Origin of the sequence: Candidatus Synechococcus calcipolaris G9 (genome assembly GCF_029582805.1) — a bacterium.
Taxonomy (GTDB): Bacteria; Cyanobacteriota; Cyanobacteriia; order Thermosynechococcales; family Thermosynechococcaceae; genus Synechococcus_F; species Synechococcus_F calcipolaris.
On sequence record NZ_JAKKUT010000002.1, the window covers coordinates 1 to 16387 of the forward strand.

Below are 16387 nucleotides of genomic sequence, written 5' to 3' on the forward strand. Positions count from 1 at the left end.
AGCATGGTTCGGCCCAAATTGGGGAAGTAGCCCTATTTTCTAGCTACAAAATTCCTCTCAACTATTACCAAATCTGTTTTATTCCCCCCAATGGATCAGACTTCTATTTTTGGAAATACTTTATCCCCCCCTGGATATGGGACATCAGAATAGAATTTTGGTATTTCGATAGTGACTATCAATTCCTTGATCCTCTGATGCTAGAACAAATCCATGATCAGACCGTAAATGTGTAGGACTAGGAAACAGTAATGGCCACAGATGATCTATGTCAGAATTTAACCCTTCGCATTGGGGAACTGCTAGGGATGCTGCAAAGTTTGCAGTCTCGCATTACTAGCCTAGAAGAATGCGATCGCCGTCAGTACCAATTAATTGCCATTCTGGTAGCGGTAAATTTGGGATTAAATAACCCCCTGACTAATCAACTTTTTAACATTCAGGATGGCCCGGCGGCTCAATGGGCCTGCGAAGCCCAGGAGGATCAACAGGAATGATTTACCTTAACTTTGCCCCAACACCGATCACTGACCACGGCCTGATCCGCTGGCATCTATCCCTGATGAATGGCGATCGCCCGGTGGATCAAATCAATGCATATAGTGGGGCCCCGTCGGCCCAAGCACTAAAAACAGGGTCTAAGGATTTTCCCGGTAGCCTTCGCCCTCTCCCTCCTGGTCGCTGGAAAATTGGCCCGATTGAAGATGCTGGATCATCATGGGGGCCGGCAATCGGGCGTTACTGGATCGATCTGCTACCCATGGCAGGTACTCAAACCTATGGGCGATCAGCGTTCGGTATCCACCTAGACGCAAATCACCATCAACCTAGGGGCCGTGGGAGTGCTGGCTGTATTGTCACCCCTAGGGAAGCCGATCTAGAGCGGGTATTAGGTTGGCTACGGGCCAAGGCAAAACCTGAATTTCTAGTGTGTTCCCATTCAACAGCGATCGCCGCCGGACAAGTAACTTACAACATCACCGCAGCGCGGCGGGCCTGGCTGGATACGATCGCATGGGCAGAGGGAACCGACGGGCCTCATGGCTACCGTACAATTTTCAGTTATAAATTTTTCTCTGATTTCTCAGACCATCCACGGCAGATTCAAAAATCTGGCCCCTTGTCCAGCGATGCCGCTGGCCGGTATCAGTTTCTCTCAACAACATGGGATGAATGTAAACACGCCCTTGATCTCCCTGATTTTTCTCCAGCAAGTCAGGATCAAGCGGCCCTATGGCTCATTGACAAGAAACGGGAAGCCTTAGAATTTTGCGATCAATTAATGATAGGGCCGGCATTAGATCGGCTTTCCTATGAATGGGCCAGTCTACCGGCGGCCAGTGGTAGGGGGCGATATGGGCAACCGATCAAATCCGTTCCCCAAATTAGGGCAAAATTGAATCAGTTGTTGGGGTGACAGTCTAGGGGAAGGTTCACAATTCTGACTTTTCCTCTGGTTTTGTAGTTGGCCGATACGACGGAATCCGCTGGATGGTGTTAGGGTAAGTACGGAAACGCCCCAATTCGCGGGAGGCATAGAATGAGTACGTTGGTTGTCATTGCTTTTGACGATGAGTACAAGGCAAATGAAGTGTTACTGGAACTGGTCAAGCTTCAGCGTGAGCATCTCCTAGATATGGAAGATGCTGCCGTAGTCGTACGAACAAAGGACGGCAAAATTAAAGTTAATCAAACCCAAGACCTGACCTTGGCCGGTGCCCTAGGGGGTGGTTTTTGGGGTCTATTGATTGGTCTATTATTTTTTAATCCCTTACTGGGTTGGGCTGCTGGTCTGGTGGCCGGTGCCATCTCTGGTAAGTTGACGGATATTGGTATTGATGACAACTTCATCAAAGAATTAGGTAAAACGATTGAACCCGGTAATTCGGCTATTTTTACCTTGGTACGGCAAGCAACCCCGGATAAGGTATTAGAAGAAGTGGGCCGCTTTGGTGGCAAAGTCCTACGGACATCCCTGTCTAAGGAAGACGAGGCCAAGTTACAGGAAGCCCTCAATAAAGGTAATACCCCCTCCGCATAGTCGCAATAGGGGGCCAATTAGGTTGGGGGTTCACTCCTTGATCAAGGCTATTATATTGAGTTTAATTCGGGGCTATCAGTATTTGATATCGCCCCTTTTTTTGCCAACCTGTCGCTATCATCCCACCTGTTCTGCCTATGCCCTGGAAGCGGTAGAGCGGTTCGGCCCGTGGCGAGGGGGATGGCTAGGCCTGAAGCGTATTTTTCGTTGCCATCCCTTTGCAGTGGGGGGCTATGATCCTGTTCCCGACGATATTAAATCCCGATCGCCGCAATCTTTAGATGAGTTAGATAAATTGAATTAACTCATTAACTATTGTATTTGCTCTGAGCCGGCGTAGCCGCCCCTATAATCCGGGCTATTCATGGGGATAGGTTCGGATTCATCTAAATTCAGATCAAACCAAAATGTCGTACCCACACCCACTTCGCTGGCAACATGGATCTGGGTATGGTGCTTTTGGATAATATCCTGGACGATGGCTAGACCTAGGCCGGTTCCCTCCAGGGTATGGACTCGATTCTCTGCTCGGAAAAATCGCTCAAAGACGCGCGGTATATCCTCGGAGGAAATCCCCATGCCCGTATCTGATACTTCAATGCGAACCCACCAGGGATGATTATTCTCTTGATTATTGGAGTGGGTGCCTGGCCGTTTCCAAATATAGGCCCGCATAGTTACCCGGCCCCCTTCTGGAGTAAATTTCAGGGCATTCCCGACGAGATTGGCAAAGACTTGTACCAGCAGATCGTAGTTTCCCCAAACTAGGGGGAGGGGACGATGAATATCGCTGTCTAGGTGGATTCCTTTATTGGTGGCATTGAGGTGGTAGGTGCGTAAAATTTGCTCCATGACTTGGGTCACATCCACGGGGCCAAATTGATAGGGCCGGCCTGATTCCAGGCGGGAAATATCTAGGAAATCATTGACTAAGCGGGTGAGGCGATCGGTTTCGTAGTTGGCGGTTTCCAGGAATTCTTGCTGACGTTGATGGGGTAAATCGGAACCGTATTCTTGGATGGTTTCAATAATGGACTTGATATTAAATAGGGGGGTTCGTAGCTCGTGGGAAACATTACTAATGAGTTGGCCCTTCGCTTCGTTTAGCTCGACCTCACGGGTAATATCTTGAACCGTCATGGCGATGCCCTTGGGCCTTTCCCGCTGGCTATCAAAGACACTGGTGAGTAAAACTCGCAGCGATCGCGGACTGGGTTCCTGTAAGGTGACGCGGAATTCCCCTCCCTCGGATTCTCCGGCGGCGGTCTTAAATAGAGGGCAGGTTAAGCGTTCGCATACTGGTGCGGGTAAGCAATTTAGGGCATTTTCCCCCATGACCTGCATTCCTTCCCAATTAAAGAGGCGTTGGGCAGTGGGATTGGCCAGAATGATCCGCATATCTGTATCCAGTAAAATTGCTCCATCGGCAATGGTAGAGACGAGGGTTTCTAGTTTGGCCTTTTGGGACTGTAATTCTTCAATATTTTGGGCTTCGTAGGTTTCGAGCCGCTCTGCCATGTCATTAAAACTGGTAATGAGTTCTCCCAGTTCACCGCCAAAGGGCAAATCAATCCGTTGCTTAAAGTTCCCAGAGGCAATATTTTGCACCCCTTGGAGGAGTTCTTTGATGGGCTGGGTAATAGTAAGGGCATTAAAGACCCCACCCAAAATCACCATGATCCAGAGGGATACAAAAACGGCGATCGTCACATCTCGGGTTAAGCCGGAGGAGGCGGCCAGGGTTGCATTAGGGTTGATCCCGATCGCCAACACACCTAGGTATTCATTGTTGTAGGTGAGGGGCACAAAAACATCGGCCACTAGACCATTGGGGGTCTTATGTTGGCGGACCAGGGGATCATGGCTGGTGGTATAGCGTTCCGGTAGCTGCATACGGCGACGCAGGGCTAGGGCACTATTGACGGGGGGAGCGGAGTAGGGAATGCCATAGTAGATTTCCCCATCCCGATCGGCATAAAGCATGTAGCGAATACTGCTACTGCGTTCGTAAAATTTACTGGAAAAGTCTGCCACGGCACTATAGTTTTGGGCCGCAACCAAGGGGGCCACATCCGCGGCCAAGAGTAGACCTAAATCCTGGCCATAGCGGGTATCGTTCAGGCGGGCATTTTGTTGAATTGAATTGACGGCCCAGAAGGTGAGACCACTCATTAAAATCGAGACCACCAAGGTTGCGGTGGCCATGAGTCGGGTTTGAATCTTAAATTCTGACCACCAGCGAGCGATCGCCCGTAGGATGGTGTCGGAGGTCATGGTCATCGTAGGTGTATTAATCTCATGGCCAAGGAACGAAAAAATAACAGCCTGTAAAATCTATGGGTCATGGCTTGCTATGACTATTATGGTTACATTGTGACATCGCTCGTCGGTTCTAAGCGAGCAAAGTCTTCAATGCGGCGACTATACAACTGCAACATGCGGTCAGCCCAGGTGAGATCGCCACTGTTAATGTACAAATGAATTAAGGGTTCACTGGCATCCGGTAGAACCAAGACCCAATTCTCACTCTCCGGTTCACCAATTTTTATCCCATCAATGAGGTTCAACTGTTGGCTGGGGTGGGTTTCTACTAAGTGACGCATCAGAGATCCCTTGGCAACCCAAGGACAACGAATCCGCCGATGGTGATGGATAATCTGGGGAAGTTGCGATCGCACATCGGAGAGGGTTATATCCTGGAGGGTCAACATTTCCACCAGTTTGGCAATGGTAAACATGCCATCAAAACCCGGATGCAGTTGGGGAAAAATAAAGCCCATATCCGCACTCCCCCCCAAGACAACCGCACTCTGACGTTGACAGGCTTCCATCAAATCCGTGGGATTCGTCCGGGTGCGGACTAAATGGCCACCGTGGTGAGCCACCACCTGATCGACAGCACTGGAGGCCGTAACGGGAACAACAATGGTTTTACCCGGATGGGCGGTGAGAACCAGATGGGCCATTAGGGCGGTGAGTTCTTGATCGGAAACGACGTTCCCGTGGTTATCCACCAGCGTTAATCGTTCCCCATTGGCAGACACCTGAACCCCTAACCCCGCCGAGAGGGCAACCACCACCTGACCCAATTGGGCAATGAGGTTTTGGAGAGCGCCCCCATCTAAGGGCATTTGATGGAGTGTGGCATTTAAAACTACGGCATCACAGCCAAATTTATTTAATAATTGGGGCAAGACCACCCCGGATACGGCATAGGCATAGTCAATCACAATCCGGCAATGGCTGCGATAAAAGACCTGGGTATTCAACCATTTTTCAAAGCCCTGGGCATAGGCGGCCAAGGTTTGGCTAGGGTAGCCCATGGTGCCAATGTCCGTTAAGGTGACGCGGCGGGTGTCCTCACGAAAATAGGCGGTTTCAATTTGCCGTTCTCGGCCCTTGGTGAGATTAATGCCCTTATGATCAAAAAATTCAATCAATAAATAATCCGCCCGATCCGGATGCACTCGCACATGAATGCCCCCACTCACGGACAAGGTATGGGCCGCAAAGCGAGAAATGGGCAGGGCGATCGCCTCTAAACTGAGAACATTAACACCGACGGACATTAACCCAGAGGTTAGGGCATGGGTTACCATCCGCGATACACTCCGTTGATCTCGAGAAACAAGGACACTGGTTCCCGGCTCTAGGGTTGAGGCATAGGCGGCCGCCAAGCGCACGGCAAAATCTGGTGTCATGTCCACATTGGCTAAACCCGCCACTCCCCGCTGTCCGAAGAGATGCCGTTGTCCCGTTGTGCCCCAAATTAAACTTTGATTGAGGATGGCTCCTGGTTCTACCTGTTTGCCGGGCCAGATATGTACCCCTTGACTGATATAGGCCTCTTCACCAATGCGCGATCGCGAACCAATCACCACCCCTTCCTGGATCTGACTGTGGCGATCGACCCGAACATTCCGGGCCAATAGACAATTATTGAGCAGACTTTCTTCGCCAATCACCCCACCATTCCAGACCACCGCCGCCCGAAGCTGAGCCTGGGTGCCGACAATCACGTTATCCCCCAAGACCGTACCCGCCTCTAAGCAGGTGCCCGCAGACAATCGACAGTTATTTCCCAAGAGTACGGGGCCTTGAATTTGCACATCGGCAGGCAAGATTGTATTCCGGCCCACCCAGACCTGGGGTTGAATTTCCGTGCCGATCATTTCTAGGGTGACTCGCCCTTGGAGAGCATCCTGCTGCACCCGATGGTAGGTCTCTAGACTGCCCACATCACACCAATAGCCCTCGGCAATATACCCGTAGAGGGGAATGCCCGCCTGGAGCAAGAGGGGAAATAGATCCTTAGAAAAATCCCGCTCCATGCCACTACTTAAATAGTCCAGTACCTCCGGCTCCAGAATATACATCCCCGTATTCACCGTATCGGAGAAGACTTCCCCAGCAGAGGGTTTCTCTAAAAAGCGATTGATGCGGCCGTCGCCATCGGTAAAGACAATACCAAATTCCTTGGGATTGGGGACGCGGGTCAAAATTAGGGTAGCCTGGGAGTTTTTCTCTTGATGAAACTGAATAGCTGTGGTCAAATCAAAGTCGGTAATACTATCCCCACTCACCACCAAAAACGTATCCTGGAGCAACGCCGCAATATTTTTAACACAACCGGCGGTCCCTAGGGGTTGATCTTCTTCGACAACATAGGTTAAATCCACGCCAAAATCATGGCCATCCCCAAAATATTCCCGCACCACATCGGGTAAATAGTGCAGGGTGACAATCACCTCTTCAATGGAGTGCTGGCGCAATAAATTGAGAATATGTTCGGCGATCGGACGATTGAGAACCGGAACCATCGGTTTGGGTAAATCACAGGTGAGGGGCCGCAGTCTGGTGCCACTTCCCCCGGCCATTAGTACTGCCCGCATGATCGTCTACCAATAAGTTTTAACCGGGTAACTGATCTGGATCAATTCCTTGAGATCGCAAGAAATCGGCTAACCGTTGGGCCTGGGCTTGGGCTTGGGCCGCCTGTTCCTGAGCATTTCGGGCCTGTTCTTTAGCTTGTTTAGCTTCTGCTTGAGCCGCGTGGGCCTGCTCATCGCCTGTAGGTAACAACTGGCCTTGGGCATCACACCAGCGCAACCAAGGGCCGCTTCCCCCCTCAAATTCACCATCCCAAAGGGTGAGACCTAGGTTAACTTGCCCTAGCCAAAAATCGCCGTTCTCCTGGCATTGCATCTTCTGGTATTGCAGTCCCCGCAGTTCAAAAATTCCCAGGCGATCGCCCCCTAAACGCTTCATCGGATCAAAAACAACGTAGTAGCTAACCCGCATCTGCTCGTAAAGCTTAAATTTATGGGTGAGCTCATTCCCCACTCGATTGGAGACCACTTCAATGGCAATATCCGGCGGTTTGCCAAAGTTCCAAAGGAAATAACACCGGTTTTCCTTCGGCCAAAAGTCCTCCGGTACCTCCACATTAAAACTGACAAAGACATCAGGGACGATGGCCGGCTGGTTGACAGTATGGTAAATGCCCACATTGGCAGCGGCAAGAAATCGCTGATCTGTCAGATTGCTATAGAGAACTGCCGTTAAAAGCCGTTGCTGCTTCTCGGAGGCAATGTTATCCACCGGAGTGTCATCCTCTGTGATGAAATCATTGGCATCGGGAAAGCTTATCCCTAAATCGTTGTCTAGATCGCTGAGGTTATCCCCTAGGGCATTCTCTAGATCAGCGGCAGGAATAACAAGTGGCTTAATCATGGGCAGATCTCCATGGGCCGAAGTTGCGCGTTGCTCCCCATTGTAGGGCAGGGATTAAATGGGAAAACCTTTGTTTTTTTGACGATAAAATATATTAAGCTTTGTTAGATCACGCCACTCATCCTGGAAAATTGTTAAATTAGATACAGAAACGAATCGTTCATCTCTCTCAACTCAGCAAAACAGTTTCATCTAGTCAACATCAAATTTCATCCACCTGAGAGTATTAGAGAGACGGAAGTAGGGAAAATCCCGAAGGAACGCGCCTCAGTTTCAGACCACACCTTGTACATAATTGGGGCGAAAATCATGACAACTCTTACCTATCGCGGCGTTCAATACAACTACACTCCTCCGGCGGTTAAAACCCAAGCAACTGATGTAGTAGCGAAGTACCGTGGCTACAATTATACCTGTGTTGCGGCGGTGAATCCCCCCGCTCAGTCCGTCAAGTCTTTGACTTTCCGTGGTGTTGCCTATCAAACAGGCGCAGCAGCTATTCCTACCGCCGTCGCTATGGCAAATTCCGCTGCACCCGCTGCCATTAATTCAGACATGAACTCAAACAGTAATGATCTGAATGCCATGGCCCGTTCCTTGACCATGTCTCACCATCGCGTGATCAAAAACCGTGAACAAGCTCTCTTGGTGCGGACTGCCGAATTGGTGGGTTTACCCGTCGGGGTGGCCTCCCATTACTGGAATCAAGTCCAAGGCAAAATTAATCCTAATTTCCGTGCCAGCTACGATCGCAGCCATGTGGCTCTCAGCTAATCGATGAGTTGAATTCTATCCGTTCAATCATCTAATCAATCAAGGGGATTTGGTCAACCAAGATTTGGAAAAATCTAGGAAGATCAGATCCTCTTTTTTCTAGGTGATTTCTCCTGATTTAGGCAAATTTAGGCACGGGGAGTTGGATAGTTTGGATTATTGGGGAGGATGGGCTAACTCCCCCCGGAAAACCGTAATGGCTTGGCCACGAATATAGACCCGCTCAGAGTCATGGCGCAAGGTGAGCCACCCCCCTCGTTCTGAGGCTTGATAGGCCACCAAGTTGGTTTTGCCCAGACGTTGCCCCCAGTAGGGAGTTAAGCTGCAATGGGCGGAACCAGTGACGGGATCCTCTGGGATGCCCAGTTGGGGGGCAAAAAAACGGGAGATAAAGTCAAGATCAGGTTCCCTGGAAAGGGCCGTGACAATGACACCCCGGCAGGATAATTGGGCCAGAGCAATCAAATCCGGTTGGAGTTGGCGGAGGTGCTGGTCGCTATCCAGTTCCAGAAAGTAATCGGGGCCAGCTTCCCCCATAAATGCAACATTAGGGCCAAAAATCTGCTCTAGAATCTGGCGATCGCCCTGGGATTGGATGGCTGTAATGGCTTGACTGGGGAAGTTGAGTTCGAGCCACCCCTGATGGTTTTCTGCGGTCAATTCACCACTGCGGGTCATAAAACGGGCGATCGCTGATTCTGGTAAGAATCCTTCAGACCAGAGAATATGGGCGGCGGCTAGGGTGGCATGGCCACAGAGATCCACCTCCGCTACGGGGGTAAACCAACGTAATTGATACCCATGATCTTGGGGCACGTCTTGGGGGACACCTTGGGGCACTAAGAAGGCGGTTTCCGATAAATTCATTTCTGCGGCCAGGGATCGTAGCCAATCATCCCCCGGAAACTGGGGCAGAATACACACGGCGGCGGGATTGCCACTAAAGGGGCGATCGCTAAAGGCATCCACCTGAAATAAAGGAATGGTCATACCGATGCCTTCCTGTTGTGGACAGTTCTAAGCAATGCCATTCTGAACGATTTCGCTCTAAACAATGCCAATTTCCGCCTGTTGCTCATTCCACAGGTTCCAATTTTTGTAAATGTCCTTTAGGGTACCATCTTGCTTGAGGCGGGCGATCGCCTCATCCACTTCCGTTTGCAGGGCACTGGCCTGGGGATTATTTTTATTAAAGGCTATGACATAGTTATTAAGAAAAATGGGGACACCAATGGGTTTGAGGGCGGTATTTCTCGCGGAGCCGGGGCCGGTTCCCAGGACGTAGTAGGCCACAATCGGATAATCAATCAGTACCGCATCAATAGCCCCCTGGGCCAGATCATCAAAGGGAAGCTCACCAACATAGCTGCGGAGGGTGATTTGGGGATCCTGGGTCAAAATTTTCTCGGCTCGATAGCCTGCCCCTGTACCGACGGTCATGCCCGCCAAATCCTTGAGGGTGAGTTCACTGTCTTGGTTGGCATCGGCAAACCGAGGATCGTCGGCCCGCACCACAATCTGTTGGCCGTAACGGTAATAGGGCTGGGAGAACAGTTGGGTCTGCTCGCGATCGCTGGTTACTTCCCAGCCGTTTAGGATCAGATCAAAGCGGTTGGCGGCCAAGGCATTGGCCAGTTCAGGATAGGGCGTATCTCTAAATTCACTGGTCACTCCCATTAATTGGGCGATCGCCTTGGCAATCTCCACTTCAAAGCCAATAAGCTCACTGGAATCCTCTGGATCAAAAAAGACATAGGGGGCCCCATTGTCCGATTCCGCTCCCCATTGCAATATCCCTGGGGTGAGGAGGTCAGCACTGCTTACGGGGATGGGGTCAGCCATGCTATTTATCGGAGTCTCATTGGTCGATTCCACCGCCGGAGTACAGCCCCCAAGGACTGATTTCAAGGTTCCTGTCAGGAGAACCAAGCCAGCGGTTTTACCCACTCGCCCTATGAATTGACGACGTTTTAACATCTGATGTCCCTCAGGGTGCCGACTGCCATGAATAGACCTGTATATTTCATTTTTTGGATTTTCATCCTTAGCGGGTTCCTGGTACAATCACGCCATCCTCTGATGTGCCCAACACTGGACTGCTAAAGGGATCTGGTGTTCCTCGCCAATTAAAGCCACTGAGGCGGAACATCACCGCAGCTATTTGGCGATCGAGGTTATAGCGCACACCCAAACCGTAGGTACGGCGATGGTAGTCCAGGAAAACATCCGTATTAAATATCGCCCCAGTTTCCACATTAATTTGCATTTGAGTTCCAACCCGAATCGGGCCGTAGACCTGCTGCATCAGCCCCACATTGACCACGCTAAAATCCACAATCCGGTCAAAGAGGAAAGGGGAGGATTGATTATTAAACGTGTAGGAGTAACCTAAATCAAAACTGGTGTAGTCAAACCAATTTCGGGAGAAATGACCCACCTGGCCACGAAAGCCGAGGCCACTGCGGATGGCTGGTTGGGTACTGCCATTAGTATAAAGGTTGGCAATCCCTGCGGCCCCAGTATAAAACTGGACAAAGGGTTGAATTGGTTCGGGGCTATAGCGCAAGCCCTCGCTGCGGGTTGGTGGCAGGGTATCCCCTTCCCAGATGGACATACCCCAGTTGAAATTGACCACACCTTGAATGCGTCCCAAACTTGGCCGCGGGGGCAGGGTGATTAAATCACTATTAGCGGTGACGTATTGCCCACCCACCAGATAATCAATGGTTGCCCCGGTATTGCCGAGGGGATAGACCGGCGAGGTGAGGGTGCCACCAAAGCTACTGCGTAATTCCTGCTCCCTCAGGGAACCATTAAAAATCCGCTCCCGATAGATGGAGCGTAGGCTTAGCCAGTGATTTTTGCCGAGGTCTTGATCTAGTTGCAGTAGGGCCCGCGAGGTATCCCCCCAATTGCTGGCATCCAGGGTGGTCAACAATCCATAGGCCCCCAAGCGGGTGCGTGGGCTAAAGTCATGGGAAATATCGACGGTGGCCCCGTAACTGTCGGACCGACCTACGGAAAAGTCATTAGAAATAATTCTCTGTAGATAAATTGCCGGTGAAATCACTACCCTACTGGCGTTGGTATTGAGTAGATGAAACCGACGGGTAAAATACAATCCGCCCCGATCCTCCTCGTCGTAGCCCGGCTCAATGGGTAAAAACTCGTAGGGCCGGCCCACCACATAGCGGCGCACAAACACGGGCAGGGCAATTCGTTGATCAAAAACCAGTCGCCCTCCGCGGGCTAAGAGTACGGTATCCCCCTTGGGGGTAGTGGTGATGGTGGCATTATTGGCCCGATATTCCAATTCCGGCGGAGTAAAGGGATCGTTCGTAACCCGTAAATTGGTGGCAATCCAACGCTGACCATCAAATTCAAGGCGATCGGCTTGGAATCGCATACGCTCAACGTCTGCGGTGGCGATCGCCTGGGGGGAACGGGGTCTACCTGGGGCAAATCCGGGCAATCCCAATGTATCTAAGGGATCAACACGTTGGCTGAAATCCAAATCCTGGCTACCCCGGCGGGCATTCACCACACCAACGGCATTGATCACCACGCCCCGATCCAGGACAAGATTATATTCCAGGCGATCGCCCCGTAGGGTTTGATCTCCCCGTTGCAAGACCACATTTCCCTCAGCAACTAAAATCTGATTATCCAAATCCGTTTGCACCACATCGGCGGTGAGTTCGGCTTCACGAAAGCGGATCAGGACATTGCCAATGGCATTAAATAGGCGGCGGAGGAGGTCGTATTCCTGGCGATCGGAAATGGCCTCTAGGGGGTCTTCCCTGATAACGGCGGTATCGGCATCGGCCTGGGTTAGGCGAAGAGGGTTTGGGTAATGATTAGGCGATGGGGAGGGAGGAACCGCTCCATTGGGACGAACGGTTGTACCCAATAGATCCGACTCAGGAGTTCCGGCGAGGGTGTCGATCTCTACCGGCTGAGGGGAAACTAGGGGTGGGGGTGCAATATCTGGGGGGGGAAGGGGAAAAGGCATATCCACACACGAGTTACTGCCTTCGCTACTTTAAGGGATTCTTCCCCCCAATGGCGAGAGGGGTCTAGTCGAGATCCTTACGCTTGGGGTTGCGGGAGGGATCTCCAGAGAGAAAACCAAAGACAAAGAGAAGGACAAAGAATGTAACAACAATATATACGGTGATTCTTAGGGTTTCCATGGTTAAATCAGCGGTTTCTAAACAGCAGCGTCAGTTTTCCATCATAGCCTGAGGATGATCCCCTGCGATCGCCATTTCTGATTTTCAAATAGTTGATGTGGTTTAGGGAACAAAACGAATAAATTTCTTTTTGCCCACCTGAAGAACCTGACCGATAATGTCTGTACCCTCGGCGATCGCTAGGTCGGGATCCATGACTTTTTCACCATTGAGACGCACCCCACCCCCCTTAATTTGCCGCCGGGCCTCACTACTACTGGAGCAGAGTTTGGTTTGGCTAATCAGGTAGGAGATTTTTAAGGGAAAGGTTAAATCCCCCAAGGAAAACTCCGGTAGGCTCTCGGCCTGGGCCATGGCTCCCTGGGTGACGATCGCCGCCAATTCTCTTTGGGTTTGCTGGGCGAGTTCCCGTCCATGGTATTGACCCACCACCTCAAGGGCAAGGAGTTTTTGGCGATCGCGGGGGTTGGGGGGTAAATCTTCTAGGGGTAGATCCGTGAGCAATTCTAGGTACTGATTGATCACTCCATCCGGCACTTTTTCCAGCTTTGAGTACATGCTAACCGCCGACTCGGTGAGGGCGACATAATTCCCCAGGGACTTGGACATTTTTTGAATGCCATCGGTGCCGGGCAAAATGGGCATGAGTAGGCCAAACTGGGGCGATCGCTGAAAATGCCGCTGCAAATCCCGGCCCACCGCAATATTAAACTTCTGATCCGTACCGCCAAGTTCCACATCCGCTTCAATGGCCACCGAGTCATAGCCCTGCATCAACGGATAAAGAAACTCATGCAAAAAAATGGGATTCCCCTTGCCATAGCGTTCTGAGAAACCTTCCTTGGCCAACATTTGCCCCACGGTCATTGTCGAGAGCAAGTTTAAGATTTTGCTCAGGTTAAGCTGGGAGAGCCATTCCGAGTTATAGCAAATTTCCAAGCGATCGGGAGTATCAAAATCCAGGATCGGCCGCACCTGCTCCAGATAGGTTTTTACGTTGGCCTGCACGTCCTCAGGGGTGAGTTGTCGCCGCACGTCCGATTTACCCGTTGGATCGCCAATCTGAGCCGTGAAGTCCCCCATAATTAACACTGCACAATGGCCCGCATCCTGGAACTGGCGCAACTTTCGCAGGACAATACTATGACCTAAATGGACATCGCTGCCCGTGGGGTCAATCCCCAATTTAATCCGCAGGGGGCGATCGCAGGTTTTGAGGCGATGCCAAAGACAATCCAGTGGCTGATCCGTGGGATGGCCATCGGGGAACACCTCAACAACGCCCCGCTGTAACTCCTGTAAGTGATCTTTTGAATGATCCATTAAAATGCTTCAAACCCCTAACTGGCCCGCTTTCTCAGCAAGTTAACATCATGCCATGCTATCAGGCAGACTTCAAAATGGTATGCTAGCTAGATATTAATCCGTATAAATTCACCTTCGTCAGTATAGTACTGGATAGGACTTCTAGGGTCTCGGCGTTTAGTTCCAGGTGAGGATAAGTGTCAACAAGTACTGTCGGCCCAAAATCAATCAACCCACCCACCCCCAAGTCTGGCTTTTTCCAGGGGGTGATCCAAGCTACGGGCAAAACCTTTTTGGTGGGGATGACCTTGACTACGGCAGCCCTGGCGGGGGGAATTTTGGGGTTGGCCATCAGTTTTCGGAACTTGCCCGATGTGCGATCTCTGCGGGGGTATATCCCCAGTGAAACCACCCATATTTACGACATTAACGGCACCTTACTCATCAGTCTCCACGATGAGGAAAACCGTGAAGTGGTTCCCCTGGACGAAATTTCCCCCGACTTAAAACGGGCCGTCATTGCCATTGAAGACAGTAGCTTTTATCAGCATCGGGGTATTAATCCCATTGGGGTGTCCCGGGCCTTTATGGCTAATCTTCGGGCCGGTAGCACCGTTGAGGGCGGCTCTACCCTGACGATGCAGTTGGTGAAAAATCTGTTTCTCAGTCAGGAGCGGGCCATTAGCCGGAAAGCTGCGGAAGCAGTGCTAGCCATGCGTCTAGAGCAGATTTTCAATAAAGATGAAATCCTGGAAATGTACTTAAACCAGGTCTATTGGGGACACAACACCTACGGCGTTGAGACGGCTGCCGAAAGTTATTTCAAAAAGTCCGCCAAGGATCTCACCCTGGGAGAGGCGGCGATGATGGCGGGGATCATCCAAGCACCGGAAGCCTACAGCCCCTTTGCCAGTTTAGAGACCGCGAAGGAACGTCAAAAGGTTGTCCTGAATCGGATGGTGGAGCTAGGTTGGATTAGCCAGGGGGAAGCTACAGCGGCGGCCCAAGAACCCATTGAACTAGGAGAGATTACGTCCTTTCAGCGGAGTCGTAGTCCCTGGGTGACGGATGGAGTCATCCAAGAACTCAACGATCGCTTTGGCCGGGAGGCGGTGATTCGCGGCGGTATGCGGGTACAAACGACCGTTGATCTGAAAACCCAAGAAATTGCCGAAGCGGCGGTGAAACGCGGCCACCAGCGACTACGCTCCGGCGGCATTCGGGCCGGTCAAGTGGCCCTAGCGGCGGTGGATCCCCGCACCCACTATGTCAAGGCGATCGTCGGTGGAACGGACTATCGCGAAAGCCAATTTAACCGGGCAACCCAGGCCATGCGTCAACCGGGTTCTGCCTTTAAGCCCTTTGTTTTCTACGGTGCCTACGCCACGGGTAAGTTTACGCCCGACTCCACCATTAACGATACTCAGGTCAGCTATCAGGATGGTAGTGGTCGCTATGTTCCCCAGAACTACGATCGCAGTTTCATGGGCCCCATCACCATGCGGACGGCCCTCGCAACATCCCGTAATATTCCCGCCATTGTCCTCGGTCAACAGGTGGGCCTAGACAGGATAATTGAAATTTGTCGCAGCCTCGGCATCACCAGTCCGATTTTGCCGGTGATCTCTCTGCCCCTAGGGGCGGTGGATTTGACTCCCCTAGAAATGTCGGCGGCCTTTGCTACTTTTGCTAATAACGGCTGGCAGTCAGAAACAACCATGATTGTGCAGGTGACAGATAATAGTGGTCACCTACTCCTGGATAATACCCCCCGTCCCCAACTGGTCTTAGACCCCTGGGCTGCCGCAGCCTTGAACAATACGATGGAAAGCGTCATTACTAGCGGAACCGGAGCTGGGGCAAGTTTGGGCCGACCGGCAGCGGGTAAAACTGGAACGACGTCCTCGGAGCGGGACATCTGGTTTGTGGGCTATGTGCCCCAACTTTCGGCGGCGGTGTGGGCTGGCAATGATGACTACAGCCCCATTGGGCGAGGGGCAACGGGCGGCGGATTCATGGCACCCATCTGGCAAGACTTTATGAGTAAAGCCCTAGAAGGAGTGCCCTCGGAATCCTTTACGCCAATGTCTAAGTTCCCGCGCCCCCAACCCCAGAACTAGCTACTGCTTTTTTGACTTTCAGTTTGTACGTACAAAATAATCAGAAACACGGTGGGGACAAGAACGAACATCGCCGTGGCAATTAAGCCTAGGTTGTTTACAGGCATGGCTTTTTAACCTATAGGATGACTGTGACAGATCACGGTTATTGTATCATTTTTGAGTCTAGGCATTGGAGCTACCGTAAGATTAGTTATGCCGCCTTAAGTTATCGGTGGAGA

Annotated in this window: 16 protein-coding genes and 1 riboswitch; of the genes, 7 read left to right on the forward strand and 9 right to left on the reverse strand. The window is 51.3% G+C overall.

The genetic code is table 11. From position 1 onward, the window contains the following. The 5 genes from L3556_RS02710 to yidD form a co-directional block, all read left to right on the forward strand. Positions 1-236 (forward strand): hypothetical protein (locus L3556_RS02710; RefSeq protein WP_277865779.1); only part of this gene is annotated, 236 nt, incomplete at its 5' end. Positions 237-251: 15 nt separating this feature from the next. Further along, a complete protein-coding gene (locus tag L3556_RS02715) occupies positions 252-497 on the forward strand; it encodes a hypothetical protein (RefSeq protein ID WP_277865780.1) in 246 nt (81 codons plus the stop codon). Further along, on the forward strand, positions 494-1417 hold the full coding sequence (locus L3556_RS02720) for a glycoside hydrolase family protein (RefSeq protein ID WP_277865781.1): 924 nt from the start codon (positions 494-496) through the stop codon (positions 1415-1417). The genes L3556_RS02715 and L3556_RS02720 overlap by 4 nt, the downstream gene beginning before the upstream one ends. 123 nt (positions 1418-1540) lie before the next feature. Next, on the forward strand, positions 1541-2041 hold the full coding sequence (locus tag L3556_RS02725) for a DUF1269 domain-containing protein (RefSeq protein WP_277865782.1): 501 nt from the start codon (positions 1541-1543) through the stop codon (positions 2039-2041). 37 nt (positions 2042-2078) lie between these two features. Further along, positions 2079-2345: a membrane protein insertion efficiency factor YidD gene (gene yidD / locus L3556_RS02730; protein ID WP_338405706.1), complete on the forward strand. Its 267-nt coding sequence runs from the start codon at positions 2079-2081 to the stop codon at positions 2343-2345. Between the two features lie 8 nt (positions 2346-2353). Here the strand turns inward: yidD and nblS are convergent, their stop codons facing one another. The 3 genes from nblS to L3556_RS02745 all read right to left on the reverse strand — a co-directional run bounded on the left by nblS (position 2354) and on the right by L3556_RS02745 (position 7774). Next, positions 2354-4321 carry a two-component system sensor histidine kinase NblS gene (gene nblS / locus L3556_RS02735; protein ID WP_277865783.1) on the reverse strand — a complete coding sequence of 656 codons (1968 nt, stop codon included), beginning with the start codon at positions 4319-4321 and terminating at the stop codon, positions 2354-2356. An 86-nt stretch (positions 4322-4407) separates the two neighbouring features. Then, the gene (locus L3556_RS02740) at positions 4408-6933 is read right to left on the reverse strand and encodes a mannose-1-phosphate guanyltransferase (RefSeq protein WP_277865784.1); all 2526 of its coding nucleotides are present in this window, start codon (positions 6931-6933) and stop codon (positions 4408-4410) included. A 19-nt stretch (positions 6934-6952) separates the two neighbouring features. After that, positions 6953-7774, reverse strand: coding sequence for a Uma2 family endonuclease (locus tag L3556_RS02745; protein WP_277865785.1), 822 nt, complete (start codon positions 7772-7774; stop codon positions 6953-6955). 155 nt (positions 7775-7929) lie between these two features. After that, positions 7930-8041: riboswitch (Glutamine riboswitch) on the forward strand. Positions 8042-8083: 42 nt separating this feature from the next. Between L3556_RS02745 and gifA the strand changes: the two genes are divergently transcribed. Next, positions 8084-8548, forward strand: coding sequence for a glutamine synthetase inactivation factor IF7A (gene gifA, locus L3556_RS02750; protein ID WP_277865786.1), 465 nt, complete (start codon positions 8084-8086; stop codon positions 8546-8548). Positions 8549-8704: 156 nt separating this feature from the next. On the opposite strand, the gene L3556_RS02755 is transcribed toward gifA, so the two are convergent. From L3556_RS02755 to tyrS, 5 genes are all read right to left on the reverse strand, one after another. Continuing rightward, positions 8705-9538 carry a PhzF family phenazine biosynthesis protein gene (locus L3556_RS02755; RefSeq protein WP_277865787.1) on the reverse strand — a complete coding sequence of 278 codons (834 nt, stop codon included), beginning with the start codon at positions 9536-9538 and terminating at the stop codon, positions 8705-8707. A 57-nt stretch (positions 9539-9595) separates the two neighbouring features. Next, positions 9596-10525, reverse strand: coding sequence for an ABC transporter substrate-binding protein (locus L3556_RS02760; RefSeq protein ID WP_277865788.1), 930 nt, complete (start codon positions 10523-10525; stop codon positions 9596-9598). 67 nt (positions 10526-10592) lie between these two features. Then, positions 10593-12560, reverse strand: a complete 1968-nt coding sequence (locus L3556_RS02765) for a DUF3769 domain-containing protein (protein ID WP_277865789.1) — start codon at positions 12558-12560, stop codon at positions 10593-10595. Positions 12561-12624: 64 nt separating this feature from the next. Further along, positions 12625-12741 (reverse strand): photosystem II reaction center protein I, encoded by a 117-nt coding sequence (locus tag L3556_RS02770; protein WP_277865790.1) that lies wholly within the window; start codon positions 12739-12741, stop codon positions 12625-12627. A gap of 102 nt (positions 12742-12843) precedes the next feature. After that, positions 12844-14064, reverse strand: a complete 1221-nt coding sequence (gene tyrS / locus L3556_RS02775) for a tyrosine--tRNA ligase (protein WP_277865791.1) — start codon at positions 14062-14064, stop codon at positions 12844-12846. Between the two features lie 179 nt (positions 14065-14243). On the opposite strand from tyrS, the gene L3556_RS02780 reads away from it, so the two are divergent. Next, positions 14244-16166, forward strand: coding sequence for a PBP1A family penicillin-binding protein (locus L3556_RS02780; protein WP_338405707.1), 1923 nt, complete (start codon positions 14244-14246; stop codon positions 16164-16166). Here L3556_RS02780 and psbM read toward each other — a convergent pair. Next, positions 16163-16273, reverse strand: a complete 111-nt coding sequence (psbM, locus tag L3556_RS02785) for a photosystem II reaction center protein PsbM (RefSeq protein ID WP_277865792.1) — start codon at positions 16271-16273, stop codon at positions 16163-16165. The two genes, L3556_RS02780 and psbM, sit on opposite strands and share 4 nt — an antisense overlap. Positions 16274-16387 lie beyond the last annotated feature (114 nt).

What these genes read in the sequence shown, in the direction of transcription:
- L3556_RS02715 (WP_277865780.1), top strand. Translation starts at nt 252, where the DNA reads ATGGCCACAGATGATCTATGTCAGAATTTAACCCTTCGCATTGGGGAA.
- L3556_RS02720 (WP_277865781.1), top strand. Translation starts at nt 494, where the DNA reads ATGATTTACCTTAACTTTGCCCCAACACCGATCACTGACCACGGCCTG.
- L3556_RS02725 (WP_277865782.1), top strand. Translation starts at nt 1,541, where the DNA reads ATGAGTACGTTGGTTGTCATTGCTTTTGACGATGAGTACAAGGCAAAT.
- nblS (WP_277865783.1), bottom strand. Translation starts at nt 4,321, where the DNA reads ATGACCATGACCTCCGACACCATCCTACGGGCGATCGCTCGCTGGTGG.
- L3556_RS02740 (WP_277865784.1), bottom strand. Translation starts at nt 6,933, where the DNA reads ATGCGGGCAGTACTAATGGCCGGGGGAAGTGGCACCAGACTGCGGCCC.
- L3556_RS02745 (WP_277865785.1), bottom strand. Translation starts at nt 7,774, where the DNA reads ATGATTAAGCCACTTGTTATTCCTGCCGCTGATCTAGAGAATGCCCTA.
- gifA (WP_277865786.1), top strand. Translation starts at nt 8,084, where the DNA reads ATGACAACTCTTACCTATCGCGGCGTTCAATACAACTACACTCCTCCG.
- L3556_RS02755 (WP_277865787.1), bottom strand. Translation starts at nt 9,538, where the DNA reads ATGACCATTCCTTTATTTCAGGTGGATGCCTTTAGCGATCGCCCCTTT.
- L3556_RS02760 (WP_277865788.1), bottom strand. Translation starts at nt 10,525, where the DNA reads ATGTTAAAACGTCGTCAATTCATAGGGCGAGTGGGTAAAACCGCTGGC.
- L3556_RS02765 (WP_277865789.1), bottom strand. Translation starts at nt 12,560, where the DNA reads ATGCCTTTTCCCCTTCCCCCCCCAGATATTGCACCCCCACCCCTAGTT.
- L3556_RS02770 (WP_277865790.1), bottom strand. Translation starts at nt 12,741, where the DNA reads ATGGAAACCCTAAGAATCACCGTATATATTGTTGTTACATTCTTTGTC.
- tyrS (WP_277865791.1), bottom strand. Translation starts at nt 14,064, where the DNA reads ATGGATCATTCAAAAGATCACTTACAGGAGTTACAGCGGGGCGTTGTT.
- psbM (WP_277865792.1), bottom strand. Translation starts at nt 16,273, where the DNA reads ATGCCTGTAAACAACCTAGGCTTAATTGCCACGGCGATGTTCGTTCTT.